The 20,006-nt window shown below is 71.9% G+C and carries 15 protein-coding genes; 9 read left to right on the plus strand and 6 right to left on the minus strand.

Features of this window, described 5'->3' with window-relative positions; genetic code table 11:
• Positions 1–133 precede the first annotated feature (133 nt).
• Together HD597_RS40190 and HD597_RS40195 are read left to right on the plus strand one after the other, a co-directional pair.
• Positions 134–1,102, plus strand: coding sequence for a trypsin-like serine peptidase (locus HD597_RS40190; protein WP_253749576.1), 969 nt, complete (start codon positions 134–136; stop codon positions 1,100–1,102).
• A gap of 55 nt (positions 1,103–1,157) precedes the next feature.
• Complete coding sequence (locus HD597_RS40195) at positions 1,158–2,249, plus strand: trypsin-like serine peptidase (protein WP_253749578.1); 1,092 nt, start codon at positions 1,158–1,160, stop codon at positions 2,247–2,249.
• Between the two features lie 42 nt (positions 2,250–2,291).
• On the opposite strand, the gene HD597_RS40200 is transcribed toward HD597_RS40195, so the two are convergent.
• A complete protein-coding gene (locus HD597_RS40200; protein ID WP_253749580.1) occupies positions 2,292–3,719 on the minus strand; it encodes an aldehyde dehydrogenase family protein in 1,428 nt (475 codons plus the stop codon).
• A 292-nt stretch (positions 3,720–4,011) separates the two neighbouring features.
• Here HD597_RS40200 and HD597_RS40205 point away from each other — a divergent pair, with 292 nt between their 5' ends.
• Complete coding sequence (locus tag HD597_RS40205; protein WP_253749581.1) at positions 4,012–4,638, plus strand: TetR/AcrR family transcriptional regulator; 627 nt, start codon at positions 4,012–4,014, stop codon at positions 4,636–4,638.
• On the opposite strand, the gene HD597_RS40210 is transcribed toward HD597_RS40205, so the two are convergent.
• Positions 4,604–6,319: a PucR family transcriptional regulator gene (locus HD597_RS40210; RefSeq protein WP_253749583.1), complete on the minus strand. Its 1,716-nt coding sequence runs from the start codon at positions 6,317–6,319 to the stop codon at positions 4,604–4,606. The genes HD597_RS40205 and HD597_RS40210 overlap by 35 nt on opposite strands.
• A 92-nt stretch (positions 6,320–6,411) precedes the next feature.
• Here HD597_RS40210 and gabT point away from each other — a divergent pair, with 92 nt between their 5' ends.
• The gene (gene gabT / locus HD597_RS40215; protein WP_253749585.1) at positions 6,412–7,740 is read left to right on the plus strand and encodes a 4-aminobutyrate--2-oxoglutarate transaminase; all 1,329 of its coding nucleotides are present in this window, start codon (positions 6,412–6,414) and stop codon (positions 7,738–7,740) included.
• 156 nt (positions 7,741–7,896) lie between these two features.
• Positions 7,897–8,148, plus strand: coding sequence for a hypothetical protein (locus HD597_RS40220; RefSeq protein WP_253749587.1), 252 nt, complete (start codon positions 7,897–7,899; stop codon positions 8,146–8,148).
• 67 nt (positions 8,149–8,215) lie between these two features.
• Here HD597_RS40220 and HD597_RS40225 read toward each other — a convergent pair whose 3' ends face one another.
• The 3 genes from HD597_RS40225 to HD597_RS40235 form a co-directional block, all read right to left on the minus strand.
• Positions 8,216–9,364 (minus strand): extracellular solute-binding protein, encoded by a 1,149-nt coding sequence (locus HD597_RS40225; RefSeq protein ID WP_253749589.1) that lies wholly within the window; start codon positions 9,362–9,364, stop codon positions 8,216–8,218.
• 67 nt (positions 9,365–9,431) lie between these two features.
• Positions 9,432–10,940: a CoA-acylating methylmalonate-semialdehyde dehydrogenase gene (locus tag HD597_RS40230; protein WP_253749591.1), complete on the minus strand. Its 1,509-nt coding sequence runs from the start codon at positions 10,938–10,940 to the stop codon at positions 9,432–9,434.
• Positions 10,937–12,217, minus strand: coding sequence for an aspartate aminotransferase family protein (locus HD597_RS40235; RefSeq protein ID WP_253749593.1), 1,281 nt, complete (start codon positions 12,215–12,217; stop codon positions 10,937–10,939). The genes HD597_RS40230 and HD597_RS40235 overlap by 4 nt, the downstream gene beginning before the upstream one ends.
• A 138-nt stretch (positions 12,218–12,355) precedes the next feature.
• Here HD597_RS40235 and HD597_RS40240 point away from each other — a divergent pair, with 138 nt between their 5' ends.
• On the plus strand, positions 12,356–14,479 hold the full coding sequence (locus HD597_RS40240) for an NACHT domain-containing protein (protein ID WP_253749595.1): 2,124 nt from the start codon (positions 12,356–12,358) through the stop codon (positions 14,477–14,479).
• Here HD597_RS40240 and HD597_RS40245 read toward each other — a convergent pair.
• Entirely contained in the window at positions 14,476–15,924 is a 1,449-nt protein-coding gene (locus HD597_RS40245; RefSeq protein WP_253749597.1) for an MFS transporter, read from the minus strand. The two genes, HD597_RS40240 and HD597_RS40245, sit on opposite strands and share 4 nt — an antisense overlap.
• A gap of 55 nt (positions 15,925–15,979) precedes the next feature.
• Here HD597_RS40245 and HD597_RS40250 point away from each other — a divergent pair, with 55 nt between their 5' ends.
• The 3 genes from HD597_RS40250 (at position 15,980) to HD597_RS40260 (ending at position 20,006) form a co-directional block, all read left to right on the plus strand.
• On the plus strand, positions 15,980–16,681 hold the full coding sequence (locus HD597_RS40250) for a TetR/AcrR family transcriptional regulator C-terminal domain-containing protein (RefSeq protein ID WP_253749599.1): 702 nt from the start codon (positions 15,980–15,982) through the stop codon (positions 16,679–16,681).
• Positions 16,682–16,694: 13 nt separating this feature from the next.
• Positions 16,695–18,323, plus strand: a complete 1,629-nt coding sequence (locus HD597_RS40255) for an AMP-binding protein (RefSeq protein ID WP_253749601.1) — start codon at positions 16,695–16,697, stop codon at positions 18,321–18,323.
• A gap of 66 nt (positions 18,324–18,389) precedes the next feature.
• Entirely contained in the window at positions 18,390–20,006 is a 1,617-nt protein-coding gene (locus HD597_RS40260; protein ID WP_253749603.1) for a PucR family transcriptional regulator, read from the plus strand.

The raw sequence follows: 20,006 nt of genomic DNA on the forward strand, positions 1-20,006 counted from the left end.
TGCTTATGTGACACCCGAGAACCCAGTGAATTTATGACTGAATATCGCCATATCGGAATGCGCAAATCTTGAGAAATCTGGATATTGCTACGGCTACCTTCCAAGCTCACCGTCCGGTTTAGGGAGGTTCGTAATGCGCCGCCGCTTCGTCCTGATTTCCGTCACCACCATGCTCTCCGTCACCTTGACCCCCGCCAGCACGGCTGACGCCCACACGCTGCGCCCCAAGCCCGCCCAGCGGGCCGCCGCCGACACGGCCGCCGAGCGGCGGCAGGTGCTGACGTACTGGACCGAGAGCCGCATGGAGGCCGCCCAGCCGCTGAAGGCCCCGGCCCCGAAGGCGGAGACGGCGGGTGAGCCGGAGCGGGGCGCCTCGTTCACCGCCCCGCCCACCCTCGACCTGCAGGCGGCCAGGACCCCGGGTGAGGCGTGGACCGGCGGCGGCGCGGTGACGCGCACGACCGGCCGGATCTTCTTCACCACCCAGGCGGGCCGCAACTCCTCCTGCTCGGGCACCGCCGTGACCAGTGCCAACAAGAGCGTGGTGCTGACCGCGGGCCACTGCGTGAAGATGAGCGGCGCCTTCCACACGAACTGGGTCTTCGTGCCCGGCTACGACAGGGGCGCCCGCCCGTTCGGCACCTGGCCGGCGACCAGGCTGCTGACCACGCCGCAGTGGAACGCCAGGGAGGACGTCGGCTTCGACGTCGCCGCCGCCGTGGTGGCGCCGCTCGACGGCAGGACGCTGGTGGACGTCGTCGGCGGCCAGGGCGTGGCCTTCAACCAGCCCCGACGCCGGCAGATGTACGCCTTCGGCTACCCGGCGCTCGCCCCGTACGACGGCTCGAAGCTGATCTACTGCAGCGGCAGGGCGTTCGACGACTTCGTGGGCACCGACGACCTCGGCCTGACCTGCAACATGACGGGCGGATCGAGCGGCGGGCCGTGGATGCTGAATTTCGCCGAGCCGACCGGGCTCGGCACCCTGAATTCGGTGAACAGCTTCAAATACAGCTTCGCCCCGAACTGGATGCTCGGCCCCTATTTCGGGAACGAGGCACAGGCCGTCTACCAATCAGCCCAAACGGCCAACGCACTCTGAGCAATTTACCGAAAGTAGTCACAAGAACACATCACGTGGTGCACACTCGGGGCACATGACCTTGAGCACCCCCCTGCTTGCGGCGGCCCCGCTCCTCGCGGGGCTGATCGGCCCCGCGCTCCTCGGCGCGGCACCCGGCCGCCAGCAGGCCGACCAACCGGCCGTCGTGCCCGCGCACACGGCCAAGCGGAGCGACATCGTCGAGCACGTCGCCGCCCGCAGCGCCGCCGACCACCGGCGCGTGCTCGACTACTGGACGCCCGAGCGCATGGCCAAGGCCCTGCCGATCGGCCTGCTCGACATCGTGACGGACGTGACCGACGGCGGCGACCTGCTGGGCGGCGTCACGGGCGGCGGGGGCATCCGCACCACCCCCGACCTGACGGGCAAGAAGGCCGACCTGACGCTGCCGCGCAAGCTCATGGGCTCCCACCACCTGACCGCGGCCAGGCCCGACACCAGCACGATCGGCTCCCGCTGGATCACCGGCGGCCAGGTGGCCAGGACCACGGGCCGGGTGTTCCTGACCGTGGCGGGGGCCGACTTCGTCTGCTCGGCCAGCACGGTGAACAGCGCCAACAGGGACGTCGTGGTCACCGCCGGCCACTGCGTCAAGGACGGGGCCGGCGAGTGGGCGGCGAACTGGACGTTCGTCCCCGGGTACGGCACGAGCGGCCTGCGCCCGTACGGCCAGTACACCGCCCGCCGCATGTTCGTCGCCGGCCCCTGGTCCCGCAGCGGCGACGACAACCACGACGTCGGCATGGTGGCCCTGGCCACCTCGCACGGCAGGCACGTGGCCGACGTGGTGGGCACGCAGAAGATCGCGTTCAACGCGGGGCGGGGCGGCCAGGCGTTCGGCTTCGGCTACCCGGCCGACCCGCCGTACGACGGGGACCACCTGGTCTACTGCGCGGGCCGGCTGAAGAACGACCCGTACGGCCAGACCCGCGACCAGGGCCTCGGCTGCGACATGACGGCGGGCGCCAGCGGCGGGCCGTGGATGACCGGGTTCGACACGGCCAGCGGCAAGGGCACGATCACGTCCCTGAGCAGCTTCAAGTACAGCGACGACGAGCGCACGATGTACGGCCCGTACTTCGGCGACGCCGTCAAGGCGCTCTTCGACACCGCGCAGCGCGCCTGATCCGGCGGGCGCCCTGTCCTGGACGGGGCGCCCTGCCGGCGGTCAGAGCGTCAGGCCGGTCAGCACCATGACCTTCTCGTAGGTGTAGTCCTCCATCGCCGAGTGCAGTCCCTCGCGGCCGATCCCGGAGTCCTTGACCCCGCCGTACGGCATCTGGTCGGCCCGGTACGAGGGCACGTCGCCGATGATCACGCCGCCCACCTCCAACTCCCGGTTCGCCCGGAAGGCGGCGTCCAGCGAGCGGGTGAACACCCCGGCCTGCAGGCCGTACTTCGAGTCGTTGACCATCGCGTACGCCTCGTCGATCGAGGCCGCGGGCTGGAGGATCATGACGGGCCCGAAGACCTCCTCGCACGCCACCTTGGCATCGTGCGGAACGCCGGCCAGCACCGTCGGGGCGACGGTCGCGCCCTGCCTCGTGCCGCCCGCCAGCACCTGCGCCCCGGCGGCGACGGCCTCCCGCACCCACTGCTCGACCCGCTCGGCGGCGGCCTCCGAGACCAGCGGGCCCACCTGGGTCTTCTCGTCGGCGGGGTCACCGGTGACGAGCGCGGACACGGCGGGCAGCAGGCGCTCGACGAACGCGTCGTACACGGGCTGCTCGACGATCACCCGCTGCACGGCGATGCAGCTCTGCCCGGCCTGGTAGTTGGAGAAGAGGGCGATGCGCCGGGCCGCCCAGTCGAGGTCGGCGTCGGCCAGCACGACGGCGGCAGCGTTGCCGCCCAGCTCCAGCGTCACGTGCTTGCGCGGCACCTGGTCGGCGATGGCGTAGCCGACGGGCGCGGAGCCGGTGAACGACACCACGGGCAGCCTCGGGTCCTGGACCAGCGCGGAGGCGCGGTCGTTCTCGATCGGCAGCACCGAGAACATGCCCGCGGGCAGGTCCGTCTCGGCCAGGATCTCGCCGAGGAGCAGCGAGGACAGCGGCGTGGCGGGGGCGGGCTTGACGATCACAGGAGCGCCGACGGCGATGGCCGGGGCGACCTTGTGGGCGACCAGGTTCAGCGGGAAGTTGAACGGGGTGATCGCCAGGACGGGGCCCTTGGGCACGCGGGAGACGTAGGCCAGGCGCCCGGCCGCGGCAGGCTCGGTGTCGAGCCGCTGCACGCCGCCGGACCAGCGGCGGGTCTCCTCGGCGGCGAAGCGGAACGTGGCCACCGCCCGCGCGACCTCGCCCCGGGCCCACACGATCGGCTTGCCGTTCTCGGCGGTGATCAGGTGGGCGATCTCGTCGGCCCGCTCGGCGATCCGGCGCGACACGTGGGCCAGGGCCTCCGCCCGTACGTGGACGGGCAGCGCGGCGGCCTGCGCGGCCACCGCTGAGGCGGCCGCGACGGCCTCCTCGACCTGGGCGTCGGTCGGCACGGAGTGCCTGCCGACCTCCCGGCCGTCATGGGGGTTGGTGACAGTGAGCTCGGTGTCCCCGGTCGCGGCGCGGCCGGCCAGCCAGAAGGTACGCACGTCCATGTCTCCGACGTTATGCCAAGGCATGGACCGGGGATTTACACCACGATGCACAACACACCCACGAGGGCTCACCGTTAAGTACAAGCCCCGTTGTATACCCATGATGTAACAGAAGTAGACCCAATTCGGGATGTTTACCATGCGGAGTGGTTTGAGCGATCTCCGCTATGGCTAAGTCATCGGGTGCGGGTCTCCAGCGCGGTGGGCCCCCGACTCAGAAAGGCGTGGGCCCCGTGACCGAACAGCGTGAGGTCACAAGGACGCAGAGTTCCTTGGCCACAAGGGAGGTCAGATGACCTCGGCGCCTCTGGGGCTGCAGGGCGCCTACCTCATGGGCGAGCGCGCCGGCCACGACGAGCTGCGTTCCCGCCTTCTCGACGTCGCGGTGAACCTGCTGCGGACCGACGGCCCCGAGAGCCTCACCATGCGCCGCATCGCGGCGGAGGCGGGCTGCACGACGACCGTGATCTACACGATGTTCGGCAACCGGGAGGGCCTGGCCGAAGCGCTCTACCTGGAGGGGTTCGAGCGGTTCCGCCGCTTTCTGGAGGCGGTGCCGCCGCGCCGCAACCCGCTGGAGCAGCTCAACGCGCTCGGCCCCGCGTACCGGCAGGCGTGCCTGGCGGAGCCCGGCTACTACAGCCTGATGTTCGAGCGGGCCATCCCCGGCTTCGAGCCCAGCGAGCGCGCCAGGACACTGGCCCGCGCCGCCCTGAACATCCTCGACCGCGTCATCGCCGACTGCATCTCGGCCGGCTACCTGATCCCGACCCAGCCCCGGAAGATCGCCGACGCGCTGTGGGCGGCCGCGCAGGGGGCCATCTCGCTGGAGCGGGCCGGGCACCTGCGCGACGGGCGCACGTACGAGGCGGTCACTACGGCGATCATCTGCTGCTACCTCGTGGAGAAGCAGGAATAGCGCCTCCTCGCGGGGAGGCGGGAACGGCGCCTGCCCTGGCCGCCTCCAGGGCCAGCCACAGCTCGGCGCGGGTGCCCGGGTCGTCGAGGTCGCGGCCCAGCAGGTCGGCGACGCGTCTCATCCGGTAGCGCAGGGTGTGGCGGTGCACGCCCAGCCTCTGCGCCGCCGCGTCCCAGTGGCCGTTGCTCTCTAGGTACGCGCGCAGCGACTCGACCAGGTCGGCCCGGGAGCCGTACGCGGTCAGCGGGGCCAGGACCGCCGCCGAGAACGCCTGGGCGGCGGCGGGTTCGAGCAGCCCGAGCAGGCCCTGCCCGGCCAGCTCGGCGAACCTGACGACACGACCGGCCCCGCGCGGCCCGGCCTCCTCCGCCCGCACCCCGTCTCTTCCGCCCCGCCCCGCGCCTCCTTCGTCCCGCCCCGCGCCCCCGCGTCCCGCTCCGCCCCGGCTCCTCGCCGCCTCCAGGGCGCGTGCGGCCTGGTCGAGCGCGTTGCGGAGGCCGGCGGCGGCGCCGTCACACGGCTGGCTGACGCCCACGGGTGCCTCCGCGCCCAGCGCCACCTCCTCCGCCACGCTCTCGGCCACGCTCCCGGCCACCAGCGCGACGACATCGCGGGCGCCGGTCGGCCCGGCGCCCGCGGCGCTGCCGGAGCCCGCACCACCGGAACCAGCACTGCCGGAACCAGCACTGCCGGAGCCCGCGCTGCCGGAGCTCGCGCTGAGCTGTGCGGCGAAGGCGCGTGCTTCGAGGGCCTCCAGTGCCTCGGCGCCCACCGCCAGCGCGACCAGCGGCGCCTCGGGCAGCCGCCCGCCCAGCGCTCCCAGCACGGCGCGGGCCCGCTCCCCCTCCCCTGCCAGCAGCAGCTCCAGCACCGCGGTGCGGACGCGCCGTTCGGCGGCGAGCTGGGCCCTGCCCTGCTCCATGGCCAGCGTGAGCAGCGAGCCCGCCGCGTTGATCACCGTGTGGGTGACGGGGGTGAAGGCGTGCGGGGCGCCGACGGCGAAGAAGCCGCGCGGGCGCGTCCCGCCGCCGAGCGGCTGCACGACGACGTGCTCGCCGGGCCCGGACAGCGCCAGGCTGCTCGGCATCCGGTCCACGCGCAGGCGGGTCAGCTCGGCCGTGACCGCGTCCGTGCCGGCGCCGCGCGTGGCGTGGCGGACCTCGCCCGACTCGTCCAGCAGCGCGGCCCAGCCGCCGACCTCCCTGGCCAGCCGGTCGATGACGGCGTGCATGCCCTCCGGCCGCAGCGCCGCCCGCGTCAGCCGCCCCTGGGCTGCGAAGGCGCGGCTGATCTCCTCGTACTGCTCGGCCGCCAGCAGCTCGCTGACCGCCTTGCCGACCGCGATGAACGGGGTCTCGCGCGGCACCTCCAGCAGCGGCAGCCCGGCCGACTCCGCCGCCTCGACGAGGGCGGACGGCACCTCCTCGTGCGAGACGCCGACGCCGAAGCCGAGCCCGGCCACGCCCCGGCGCACCAGGCGCGCCACGTAGCCCGTCAGGTCGCCTTCCATCCGCATGCCGGTGGTGAGCAGCAGCTCCCCGCCTTCGAGGTACGGTGTCGGGTCCGCGAGCTCGCTGACCGCGACCCAGCGCACCGCCGCGTCCAGCACTCCCGGCCGCATGGTCCCGGCGACCGGCCGGAGGTTCATGCGGCGCACGACGGTCTGCAGCGAAGGCGGCATGAGCTATTTGTCCATTCCGGCAAAGACGAGCACTCCTAGTGTGACATATCGACGTATCGGAGCTGGTGGGAGCCCGCCGTACCGTCGAAGCCATGAGCATTCCCCAGGAGCGGCGCGTCGTGACCGCGATCCCAGGCCCCAAGTCCCAGGAGTTGCTGGCCCGCAAGCAGGCGGCCGTCCCGCCCGGCATCGGCACCACGCTGCCGGTCTTCGTCACCCGCGCCGGCGGCGGCGTCGTGGAGGACGCCGACGGGAACTCGCTGATCGACTTCGGCTCGGGCATCGCCGTGACGAACGTGGGCAACGCCGCCCCCAGGGTCGTCGAGCGGGTCCGGAAGCAGGTCGCGGACTTCACCCACACCTGTTTCATGGTCACCCCGTACGAGTCGTACGTGCAGGTCTGCGAGAAGCTCAACGAGCTCACGCCGGGCGACCACGAGAAGCGCACGTTCCTGGTGAACTCCGGCGCCGAGGCCGTGGAGAACGCCGTCAAGATCGCCCGGCACGCGACCGGCCGCCAGGGCGTGGTGGTGTTCGACCACGGTTACCACGGCCGCACGCTGCTCACGATGACGCTGACGGCCAAGAACATGCCGTACAAGCAGGGGTTCGGCCCGTTCGCGCCGGAGGTGTACCGGGTGCCTCTGGCGTACCCGTTCCGCTGGCCCACCGGCCCTGAGAACTGCGCGGAGGAAGCCGCCGAGCAGGCCATCGACCTGATCGCCAAGCAGATCGGCGCGCAGAACGTGGCGGCCGTGGTGATCGAGCCCATCGCGGGCGAGGGCGGGTTCATCGTGCCCGCCAGGGGCTTCCTGCCGCGGATCGCCGAGTTCTGCCGGGCCAACGGGATCGTGTTCGTGGCCGACGAGGTGCAGACGGGCTTCGCGCGGACCGGGACGCTGTTCGCCTGCGAGGACGAGGGCGTCGTGCCGGACATCATCACCACCGCCAAGGGCATCGCGGGCGGCCTGCCGCTGGCCGCGGTGACCGGGCGCGCGGAGCTCATGGACAAGGTGCACGTCGGCGGCCTCGGCGGCACGTACGGCGGCAACCCGCTCGCCTGCGAGGCCGCGCTGGGCGTGCTGGAGACGATCGAGGCGGACGACCTGGTCGCCAGGGCCCGCCGCATCGGCGAGATCATGCTGCCCCGGCTGGAGGCGCTCAAGGAGCGCTTCGACGTGATCGGCGACGTGCGCGGGCGCGGCGCGATGATCGCGATCGAGCTGGTCGAGCCCGGCACCAAGGAGCCGAACCCGACCGCCGTCCAGGAGATCGTCAAGCGCTGCCACGCCGAGGGCCTGCTGGTGCTGACGGCCGGCACGTACGGCAACGTGCTGCGCTTCCTGCCCCCGCTGGTGATCCCCGAGCACCTCCTGGAGGAGGGGCTGGGGATCCTGGAGAAGGCGATCGCCGAGCTCTGACGTAAACCAACGAAACGGGCATCCAGCTTGCACTGGATGCCCGTTTTTGTGGTGTAAACGGCGTCATGCGGGTAGAGAATTCACCCTGACTTGACGCTCAGCTGGACGCTCACGGCCGCGGTCAGGGTTATAACGGTTCCGACATACGGTGGGGCGATGGCAGCTGGGAGCGTGATGAACTGGGGTCCGACCAGAACGGCGCGGGACATGTTGACGTTCGACCCTGAGGGCCTGACCTGGGCCCAACGCGACGGCGACGCCTGCGTCGTCTGCCACAAGAGGTGGCCGCGGCCGCGCGTGCGCGTGGGCCGCCTGCCCGACGACGCGCCCGTGCTGGCCTGCGCCGACTGCGCCGACGCGCTCGTGCCCGCGCCCATGGCCACCGTCGTGGCCTTCCCGTCGCGTTAGCCGCCCTCCAGGCCACCTGGGCGGCGGGTGACGGGCGGGCGCGTGCCACGACGCCGCCCGGCCCCGCTCACTTGAGCAGCGCGGCCCAGCGTTCGGCCCACACGCTGTAGTCAGGGCATTCCCCGTCCTCGGCCCGGCAATCCCCGGGCGGACGCGCCGCGAACACGACGCGGTCGAACCGCTTGGCGTCGCCCACCCCGTACGCCTCGCACATCGCCCTGGCCCGCCCCTTGCACGCCTTGGGATTGGCCGGCGCCATGCCCACCCACGCCGCCGCGTCGCGCTGCGCGCCGGCCGCCGTCACCCAGTTGAGCCAGCGGTAGGCGCAGGTGGTGTCGGGCACGTTCGCGCCCAGCATCCACGAGTCGACCCAGCCGGTCGTCCGCGGCGTCGAGACCGCCTTGACCGGCTTGCCCGTCTGCTGCAGGAGCATCCGGTAGTACGGGGTGACCTGGGCGTAGTCGAGCGCCCCGGTGGCGAAGCCCCTGACCAGCTCGACCGGGTTCTTCCAGTAGGCGCGGTCCTTGTTGCGCTCCAGCAGCGCCATCGCCTTGCCGAGCTCGGCCTCGCTCAGCTCGTACGGCTCCTTGGCCGACCCCTCGGCCAGGGCCGCCTCGGCGATCGTCAGCGGGGTGTCCCGCAGCGCCGCCCGGTCGGAGGCGAACACCTGCTCCAGCCCGCCGCCCCTGACCTTGGCCGAGTCGTAGACGAACTCGTGGTAGGCCCACAGGTACGGCACGCCGTACGCCTTGCCCGACACCGTTGTCATGTCGCGGAAGCGCTCGGTGAGGTCCTTGTAGTCGCTGACCTTGGCCGGGTCGATGGGCTGCACCTGCTTGGCCGCGATCAGGCCGGCGGCCAGCACCGGCCCGGCGGTGATCACGTCGTAGGGCCGCTGGGTGACCCTGGTGGCCATCTCCTCGGCGGTCTGCACGGTGTCGAGCCGGGCGATGCGGCAGCCCGTCTCCTTCTCGAAGTTGCCCACCCAGTTGACCTTGGTGCTGACGCCGCCGTACTCGGCGTAGCCCCGGTAGGTGAGGATCTGCAGGGTGCCGTCGCTCTGCGTCGCGGTCGGCGTGGGGGTGGGCGTCGGCGTGACCGTGGCGGAGGGGACGGTCCTCGCGGTCGCCGTCGGCGCCGGGTCCGTCACCGCCGCGGTGCCGGTCACCAGCGCGGTCGCGGCGAGCGCCAGTGCGTACGTGCGCCGACGGTTCACGTCGTCCCCCCTTGTCCTGTCTGCTGGAGCTTACCGGTGACAGGACAAGGGGGGACGCCGCGCGTGGTCATCCGTTCGTGGGGAAGCCCAGGTTCACGCCGCCGTGCGAGGGGTCGAGCCAGCGGGAGGTGACGACCTTGCCGCGGGTGTAGAAGTGCACGCCCTCGGTGCCGTGCACGTGCGTGTCGCCGAACAGGGAGGACTTCCAGCCGCCGAAGCTGTAGAAGGCCATCGGCACCGGGATCGGCACGTTGATGCCGACCATGCCGACCTCGACCTCGTTCTGGAAGCGCCGGGCCGCGCCGCCGTCGTTGGTGAAGATGGCGGTGCCGTTGCCGTACGCGCCGCCGTTGATCACCTCCAGGCCCTCCTCGTACGAGCGGACCCGGACGATCGACAGCACGGGGCCGAAGATCTCCTCGGTGTGCGTGCGGGAGCCGGCGGGCACGTGGTCGAGCACCGTCGGGCCGAGCCAGAAGCCCGGCGTCCGCGCGGCCTTGCCGCCGCCCAGGACGGGCGTCTCGCGGCCGTCCACGACCAGCTTGGCGCCCTCCTCGACGCCGAGGTCGAGGTAGGAGGCCACCTTGTCGCGGTGCGGCCCGGTCACCAGCGGCCCCATCTCGGACCTGGAGTCGTCGCCGGGGCCGACGGTCAGCCGGCCGACCCGCTCGACGATCTTCTCGACGAGCTCGTCGCCGATCGGCTCCACGGCCAGCACGACGGAGATCGCCATGCACCGCTCGCCCGCCGAGCCGAACCCGGCCGACACGGCCGAGTCGGCCACCAGGTCGAGGTCGGCGTCGGGCAGCACCAGCATGTGGTTCTTGGCGCCGCCGAGCGCCTGCACCCGCTTGCCGTGCGCGGTGCCGCTCTCGTAGACGTACTTCGCGATGGGGGTGGAGCCGACGAACGACACGGCGCGCACGTCGGGGTGCTCCAGCAGCCGGTCCACGCTCACCTTGTCGCCCTGCACGACGTTGAACACGCCGTCGGGCAGCCCGGCCTCCTGCCAGAGCCGCGCCATGAGCAGCGAGGCCGACGGGTCGCGCTCGGACGGCTTGAGCACGAACGTGTTCCCGCACGCGATCGCGACCGGGAACATCCACATCGGCACCATCGCCGGGAAGTTGAACGGCGTGATCCCGGCCACCACGCCCAGCGGCTGCCTGATCGAGTAGGAGTCGACGCGGGTCGAGACGCCCTCGGAGTAGCCGCCCTTGAGCAGGTGCGGGATGCCGCAGGCGAACTCCACCACCTCCAGCCCGCGGGCCACCTCGCCGAGCGCGTCGGAGTGCACCTTGCCGTGCTCGGCGGAGATCAGCGCGGCCAGCTCGTCGCGGTGGGCGTACATGAGCTCGCGGAAGCGGAACAGCACGCTCGCCCGCTTGGTCAGCGACGCGTCCCGCCAGCCGGGGTAGGCCGCGGCGGCCGCCGCCACGGCGGCGTCCACGTCGGCGGCGGAGGCCAGCGCGACGGCGCCGCTCACCTCGCCGGTGGCGGGGTTGAAGAGCTCCGCGGTACGGGCGGCGTCGCCGTCCGCGAGGGCTCCGTTGATCCAGTGCTTGACGGACTTCACTGCGCTGCTGCCTCTGCGTCGATCGTTTCGAGGGCGGTCACGATGATGCCCAGGCCCTCGGTGGCCTCGTCCACCGAGAGCGTGAGGGGCGGGGCCATGCGGATGGCGGTGCCGTAGAGGCCGCCCTTGCCCGCCAGCAGGCCGGCCCGCTTGGTCAGCTCCATGAACCGGGCGGCCTGGGCCGGGCTCTGCAGCTCGACGGCGAACATCAGGCCCTTGCCGCGCACGTCCTGGACGACGGCCAGCCGCTCGGCGGCGGCCTTGAGCCCGCCGATGATGATCTCACCGGTCCTGGCGGCGTTGGCCTGGAGGTCGTGGTCGAGCACGTAGTCGAGGGTGGCGTTGGCGGCGGCCATGGAGATCGGGTTGCCACCGAAGGTGGACAGGCCGACGGCGTGCGGCGCGTCCATGAGGTCGCCGCGCGCGACGATGCCGCCGACGGCGAACCCGTTGCCGAGCCCCTTGGCGAACGTGATCATGTCGGGGGTCACGCCGTGGTTCTCGATGCCGAAGAACGCGCTGCCGGTCCGGCCCCAGCCGGTCTGCACCTCGTCCGAGACGAACAGGATGCCCTGCTCGTCCAGCACCTCCTTGTACGCGGCGAACAGCCCGTCGGGGGCCATCGTGAAGCCGCCCACGCCCTGGATCGGCTCGGCGATCAGCGCCGCCACGTCGTTGGAGACGGACGTGGCCAGCACGTGGCGCAGGTCGTCCACGCAGGCCTGGATGTAGTCGGCGTCCGACAGGCCCTTGAACTGGGTCAGGTGCCGGTCGGCGCCGTGCAGGAAGTGCACGTTGAGCGGGGAGAGCGAGTTGTTCTTCCAGGACCGGTTGGAGGTGACGCTGATCGCGCCGAAGCTGCGCCCGTGGTAGCTCTGGCGCATGGCCAGCACCTGGTCGCTCTTGCGCGCGTACGTGGCCAGCAGCAGCGCGGTCTCGTTGGCCTCGGTGCCGGAGTTGGTGAAGAACACCTTGGCGTCGGGGATGCCGGACAGGCGCGCGATCTTCTCGGCCAGCTCGATCTGGCCGCGCAGCAGGTAGACGGTGCTGGTGTGGACCACGCCGGTGGCGAGCTGGCGCTCGACGGCCTCACGTACCTCGGGGACGTCGTACCCGATCATGTTGGTCAGGATCCCGGCGAAGAAGTCGAGGTAACTCTTGCCGTCAGCGTCGATGACGCGGTTGCCCTTGCCGCTGACGATCTCGATGGGGTCGTTGTAGTTGAGGGCCAGCCAGTTCGGCATCACTGCCCGGTGGCGCGCGAGAAGCTCCGACATGTTACCGAGTATCCCTTTTCGCTCCGAAGCCTCCTACCTGCAAACTGTCGGCGAGGAGGCAGCATGCCTTACATGATGTCAACGCGATCTTGGTGATACACCTTCCCATGAGCGCGCGGCGCACGCCACCATGTCCGCGTGCTTCGCAAACTCCTGGCCGGCCTGGCCATCGCGGTGATCGCCACCTCGATCGTCGTCGCCTGGCTCTCCCCCGACGGACTGGAGGCGGCGAGCTGGGTGGCGGCGGTCGTCGGCGCGGCCGCGATCGTGGCGGCGATCGTCGGCTGGGCCCGCCGCCCGCCCGCCCTCGGCGTCTCCACCCCCGAGCAGGTGGAGGCCGCCCAGCAGCTCCTGGCCGATCGGGTGCTGCGGCAGTGGGAGGAGGAGGCCAAGCTCCGCGGCCTGTTCTCGCCCGACCCGCTGTCGGTGCGGTGGCGGCTGGGCGAGCCGGGCCTCATGGACCACGCCCGGCACATCACGACCGGCGAACGGCTGCACTTCACGGGGGCCGCCGACCAGGTGGGCGAGATGGTGACGGCCCTGCGCGGGCTGCGGCGGCCACGGCTGGTCGTGCTCGGGGAGGCGGGCACCGGCAAGACCACGCTGGCCCTGTTGCTGCTGCGCCGCCTCCTGCTCGATCGCGAGCCGGGCGAGCCGGTCCCCGTGCTGCTCACGCTGTCCGGCTGGGAGCGGTCGGGCGAGCAGTTCCCGGGGTGGCTGACCCGCCGGCTGGCCAGGGACTATCCGGAGCTGCGCACCGAGGAGTTCGGCCCCACGGCGGTGAAGGACCTGGTGGAGGGAGGACGGGTGCTGCCGGTCCTCGACGGGCTGGACGAGCTGCTCGTGCACGAGCGCAACCTGGTGGTCCGGGCGCTCAACACGACCCTGACCGACCGGGACGGCTTCGTGCTGACCTGCCGCACGTCCGAGTTCAGGGAGACCGTCAAGGAGCAGGGCGCCCACGTGCTCAGCGCCGCCGCGGTGATCGAGCCCGAGGAGCTCGGCCCAGGGGAGGTCGTGAGCTACCTCGCCTCCTGCCTCCCGCCCGACCCCGGCGGAAGCTGGCCCGAACTGCTGCGCAGGCTGGGCGATCCCGATGACGTCCTGTACGGGAGCGTCGACACCGCCCTGACGGTCTGGCTGGTCCGCGTCGGGTACGTGGATCCCGGCGAGGACCCGGCGCGGCTGCTGGAGCTGCCCGACGCCCGGGCCGTGCGGCTGCACCTCCTGGACCACGCGGTGCCCGCGCTGCTCGCCACCGACCCCGCACCCGGGCCGTTCCGCTCCCGCCGGGCCTGGCCGGTGCGGCGGGTGTTGCGGTGGCTCGCCCTGCTCGCCGCGTTCCTGTCCGTCTGGGAGAGCCGCGACCTGGCGTGGTGGAAGCTCCACGACCTGGTTCCCCGCAGGAGGGTCGCGGCCGGTCTCGGGCTGGCGTCCGGCTTGCTGGCCGCGGTGGCCGCCGGCGCCGGCTGGTGGGCCGCGGGCGGCGGTCCCGGCTCGTCGATCGCCGTGAGCACCGGCCTGGGGCTCCTGGTGGGGGCTGCCAGCGGCGTGGCCCTGTCCAGGGAGAGGGGGACCGTGTCGCTGGACGATGCCGGCGACATCCTCGAATTCGAGGACTACGACGACTTCGAGGTCGGCGACCTGCGCTCCGGCCTGCTCGGCAACGCGGCGCGCGCCTTCGCGGCCTGGGCGGCGCTGGGGACGTTCGGCGGCGTCGGAATCTGGGCGGGCGGGCTGCTGGGCGGGTGGCTGGGCGGCGCCGCACTGATGAGCCTGGCCGACGCCATGGCCTTCGCCTCGGCGTTCTGCCTGCCCATCCTTCTCGCCGTGCCGCTGGCGATGGCGTTCCTGCTCTGGCTCTACCGGGTGAGCGTGCTCCTGCGTCCCGCCGCCTCGTACAGGGGACAGGGCCTGCTCACGCTCGCGCTGGCAGTGTTGTTCGCCGCCGCCTGCGCGATCGCCGGATGGCTGGGCGCGCTGTTCTTCCTCTCCGACCTCGACGCGACGCCGCGGGCGGCGGCGGGCGGAGCCGTGGGAGGCATCGTCGTCACCGTGATGGCCGCCGCCGTCTTCGCCTTCGCCAACGTCGCCTGGCCGGCCTTCACCGTCACGTGCGCGCTGCTGGCGCTGTCCCGGCGCCTGCCCTGGCGGCTGATGGCCTTCCTGTCGGACATGCACCGCGTCGGCCTCCTGCGGCAGACAGGGCGGCTCTACCAGTTCCGGCACGCCGCCCTGCAGGACCGTCTCGCCGAGCCCTAGACCTTCACCGGCTCGGGCATCGCGGGAGCCGGCGTGGGTCGCAGCACCGTGACGGCGAGCAGCGCGGCGGCCACGCAGAAGGCGGCGCCCACCCACGAGCCGAGGTGCATGGCCGAGGTGAAGGCCTGGTTGCCGGCCTCGGCGAAGCCCAGGGTGTGGGCGCCGCCGATCGACTCCCTGGCCAGGGCGGGCAGGCCGGCGGGCATCTCGGAGGTGTACCGGGTGGCCAGCACGCTGCCCAGGACGGCGATGCTGAGCGCCATGCCGACCTGCTGGACCGTGTCGTTGAGCGCGGAGCCGACGCCGGCGCGCTCCACGGGGATCGCCGCCATGAGCGAGGTGTAGGCGGCGGGACCGGCCAGGCCGCCGCCCATCCCCATGATCACCAGTCCGGTGGCCAGAGGCAGGAAGCCCGTCGTCAGCGCCATGACGACGAAGCCACCGGCCATCAGCAGCAGCCCGGAGGACACCAGCACCCGGTTGCTCACCTTCTTCCCGAGCCCCGCGCCCACGCCGTTGAAGATCGCGGCGGCCACCGCGTACGGCAGCATGGCCAGGCCGGCCTGCATCTCCCCGTACCCCAGCACGAACTGCAGGTACTGGGTCAGGATCAGCATCACGGCGCCGGCGCCGAACGACATGAGCAGGATCGAGAACGACGCGCCGCTGAAGTTGCGGCTGGCGAACAGGAAGAGCGGCAACATCGGCTCGGCCTGGCGGCGCTCCCAGACCACGAACGCCAGCAGGGCCACGACGGCCAGCGCGATCACGGGGATGTTCCACTCCCGCTCGATGATCACGTAGACGGCCGCGGTCAGGCCGACGATGGACAGCACCACGCCCACCGGGTCGATCTTCCTGCCCTCGCTGCGGGTCTCCGGCATGAGGACGACGGCGGCCACGACGGCGACCGCGGCGATGGGGATGTTCAGCAGGAAGACCGAGCCCCACCAGTAGTGCTCCAGCAGGAAACCGCCCACGGTCGGCCCGGAGACCAGGCTGATCAGGGCCACGGCGCTCCAGGCCGCCATGGCCTTGCGCCGCTCCTCCTCGTCGAACACGGTCATCAGGATCGACAGCGTGGAGGGCATGACGAGCGCGCCGCCGACGCCCATGAGGCCGCGGGCGGCGATGAGCTGCCAGGGCTCGGTGACGAGCACGGCGAGCAGGGACGCGCCGCCGAAGAAGACCAGGCCGATGATCAGGAAGCGGCGGCGGCCGTACTTGTCGGACAGGCTGCCCGAGGTGAGCAGCAGGCCGGCGAAGGCCAGCACGTAGGCGTCGATGATCCACTGGATGTCGGACGGCGTCGCGCCCATCTCCTGGTTCAGCGAGGGGATGGCCAGGTTCAGCACGGTGTTGTCGATGCCGAGGACCAGGAGCGCCAGGCAGAGAACGGCGAGGATCCACCATCGACGGGGGTCTCGTACGGTGTTCGAGTTCACTCGCACAGCGTACGACAGCTCTCGAACACTGTGCGAGTGGATTTATCCTTGGAGGATGACAGGCAAGACGTTCTCCTCGGTGTGGCTGCGCGAACCCCGCAAGGCCGCCAGTCCCGGCCGCACCCGGGAGGAGATCGTCAGAGCCGCCGTCGAGCTGCTCAACGAGGAGGGGCTGTCCGGGCTGAGCATGCGCAAGCTCGGCGCGAAGCTGAGCGCGGGCGCCACCAGCCTCTACTGGTACGTCGCCAACAAGGACGAGCTCCTGGAGCTGGTCTACGACGAGGTGTGGGGCGAGATGATGGTCCCCGACCCCGACGAGGTGGGCTGGCGGGAGGCCGCCTCCGTCCTGGCCCACAGCATGCGCCAGGTGATCCTCGGCCACCCCTGGTCGGCCGACCTGATCGGCCGCCTGCCCGCGCTCGGCCCCAACGCGATGCACGTCGCCAGCGAGATGCGCAGGATGTTCAAGCAGGCCGGGTTCACCGGGCTGGACACCGACTACGCCATCGCCACGCTGACGGCCTTCATCTTCGGCATGACGATCCCCGAGATCGCCTGGGCCGCCAAGTCGGGCGCCGAGCAGTTCGACGTCGAGCAGATGAAGTCGGCGGTCACCCAGGTCGCCGGGAGGTACCCGCACATGCGGGAGAGCTTCGAGATGACCGAGATGGAGGATCCGCGCGTCGTGCGGGAGGTCGCCTTCGACTTCGGGCTCGTGTCGGTGCTCGACGGTCTTGAGCGGCGGCTGCCGACGTAGCAGGATCCACGACATGAGCGATTTCCGTGCCGCCCGTGACTTCCTGCTCGGCGCCGACGCCGCCACCGCCCGCCGCGACTTCCGCTGGCCCGAGCTGGACGCGTTCAACTGGGCGCTCGACTGGTTCGACGGCGTGCTGGCCGCCGAGACGCCCGGCGCCGTCGCGCTCAGGATCGTGGGCGAGAGCAGTGCCGTCTACACCTTCGCCGAGCTGTCGGAGCGCTCGAACCAGGTCGCCAACTGGCTGCACGAGCAGGGGGTGCGCCGGGGCGACCGGGTCCTGCTGATGCTGGGCAACCAGGCCGAGCTGTGGGAGTCGCTGCTGGCCGTGATGAAGCTGGGCGCGGTCGTCATCCCGGCCACCACGCTGCTGACCCGCAAGGACATCGTGGAGCGGATCGAGCGCGGGCGCGTGGCCCACGTCATCGCCAACGCCTCCGACGCGGGCAAGTTCCCGGCCGGCGAGTACACCCGGATCGCCGTGGGCGACGCCTACAACTGGCTGCCGTACCACGACGCCTATCACGCGCACGACCGGTTCACCCCGGCCGAGCAGACCCGCGCGGGCGACACGCTGCTGCTCTACTTCACCTCCGGCACCACCTCGCAGCCCAAGCTGGTCGAGCACACGCACGCCTCCTACCCGGCCGGGCACCTGTCGACGATGTTCTGGATCGGGGTGCGGCCCGGCGACGTGCACCTGAACGTGTCCTCGCCGGGGTGGGCCAAGCACGCGTGGAGCAACGTGTTCGCCCCGTGGAACGCCGGGGCCACCGTGCTCGTCCACGACTACCGGCGCTTCTCCGCGCCCGCGCTGCTGGAGGTGCTGCGCGAGGAGCGGGTGACCACGTTCTGCGCGCCGCCGACGGTGTGGCGGATGCTCATCCAGGAGGACCTGGCCGCCTGGAAGCTGCCCCTGCGCACGGCCGTGGCCGCCGGCGAGCCACTGAACCCCGAGATCATCGACCAGGTGGCCAAGGCGTGGGGCATCACGATCAGGGACGGCTACGGCCAGACGGAGACGACGGCGCAGATCGGCAACGTCCCTGACGAGGCGGTCAAGGCGGGCTCCATGGGGCTGCCGCTGCCCGGGTACGACGTCGTGCTGATCGACCCGATCACGGGCGAGCAGGGCAACGACGGTGAGATCTGCCTGCCGCTGGACGACCGCCGCCCCCTGGGCCTCATGTCCGGATATGTCGGCGGGTCGACGGAGGCCATGCGCGACGGCTTCTACCACACGGGCGACGTCGCCACCCGCGACGACGACGGCTACATCACCTACGTGGGCAGGACCGACGACGTCTTCAAGGCCTCCGACTACCGCATCTCGCCGTTCGAGCTGGAGAGCGTGCTGCTTGAGCACGCCGCCGTCGCCGAGGCCGCCGTGGTGCCCGCGCCCGACCCGGTGCGCCTGGCCGTGCCGAAGGCGTACGTGACGCTCGCCCCGGGGTTCGAGCCGGGCGAGGAGACGGCCCGGTCCATCTTCGAGCACTGCCGCAGGGAGCTGGCGCCGTACAAGCGGGTGCGGCGGCTGGAGTTCGACGAGCTGCCCAAGACCATCTCGGGCAAGATCCGCCGCGTTGAGCTGCGCGTACGCGAGCCCCGCAAGGAGTACCGCGAGGAGGACCTCAATCCATGACAAGGGGCGCAAAGTGTAAATTGACCCATGGCCGTTCTTACAGGCTGATCGGCTAGGCTCTGCCCCGTGTTGCCCACCATCGCCGACGTCCTCGCCCTGGACACCGTGCGCCGGGGCAGCCCGCGCGTGGTCGCGGGCGCCGACCGGCTCGACACCAAGGTGCGGTGGGTGCACGTGGGCGAGATCGCCGACATCGCCCACCTGCTGCGCGGCGGGGAGCTGGTGCTCACCACGGGAGTGGCCCTGCCGGAGGACCCGGAGAAGCTCGCCGACTACATCGGCGAGCTTTCTTCCGTCGGGGCGTCCGGGCTGATCGTGGAGCTGGGCCGCAGGTTCGTCCGCGAGCTGCCGCGGGCCGTGGTCAAGTCGGCCGAGGAGCTCGGGTTCCCGGTCATCGTGCTGACCCGCGAGACGCCGTTCGTGCAGATCACCGAGTCGGTGCACGAGCGGATCATCGACATCCAGCTCGAAGAGCTGCGCGCCTCCGAGCAACTGCACGAGGTCTTCACCGAGCTGTCGGTCGAGGGCGCCTCGCCGGCCGAGGTGCTGGCCCAGGTGGCGCGCCTGTCGGGGCGTCCCGTGCTGCTGGAGAACCTCGCGCACCAGGTGCTCGCCGCCGAGTCCGCGGGGCGCGACGCGGGGGCCCTGCTGGCGGGCTGGGAGACCAGGTCGCGGACGGTGGCCCCGGCCGAGCGCACCGCGTACGACCCGGCCTCCGGCTGGCTGGTGACCACGGTCGGCGCGCGCGGGCAGGACTGGGGGCGGCTCATCCTGCTCTGCGACGCCGCGCCGTCGCCGCGCGACATGGTGCTGGCCGAGCGCGCCGCCACCACGCTCGCGCTGGGCCGCCTGCTGGAGCGCCACCAGGAGTCGCTCGAACGCCAGGCGCACGGCACGATCATCACCGGCATCCTCACCCACGCCTACGCCGACCCCGACGAGGCCGCCGCCCGTGCCCGCGCGGTGGGCGTGCCGCTCACGGGGCGCAAGCTGATCAGCGTGGTCATCCGCCCGACCGAGCACATCGACCAGGCCCTCGACGGCCAGGCGCAGCTCGGCGAGCTGGCCGAGGCGACCGCCGCCGCCTGCCGCGACGCCCGCCTGCCCGCCCTGGTGGGCGCGCTCGACCAGGAGCGGGTGGGGGTGCTGCTGCCGCTGCCGCCGCGCACCCAGGCGGAGCCCGCGCTCACCTCGCTGGCCGAGCGGCTGCGCGTGCTGTGGGGCCCCGGCTCGGCGTTCGTGCTGGCGGCGGGCTCGGTGGTGGAGTCGATCAGGGACGTACGCCGCAGCTTCCTCGAAGCCGAGCAGGTGGCGGACGTGGCGGTCCGCCAGCCGGACGGCCGCCCCTTCTACCGGCTGCCCGACCTGCGCCTGCGCGGCCTGCTCCACCTGCTGCGCGACGACGCGCGGCTGCAGACGTTCGCCGAGCGCGAGCTGGGCCCGCTGCTGGCCCACGACGCGCAGCGCGGCGGCGACCTGACCCGGATCCTGCGCGTCTACCTCGACTCGGGCCGCAACAAGGCCGTCGCGGCGCAGAAGGCCCACCTGTCCAGGCCCGCCTTCTACGACCGCCTGCGCCGCCTCGAACGCATCCTCGACACCGATCTGGACGACGTCGAGTCGTGCCTGTCGCTGCACGTGGCACTGCTGGCGCTGGAGTCGTTCCGACGGGAGAGCCGCTGA

Source organism: Nonomuraea thailandensis (genome assembly GCF_024172165.1).
GTDB lineage: Bacteria > Actinomycetota > Actinomycetes > Streptosporangiales > Streptosporangiaceae > Nonomuraea > Nonomuraea thailandensis.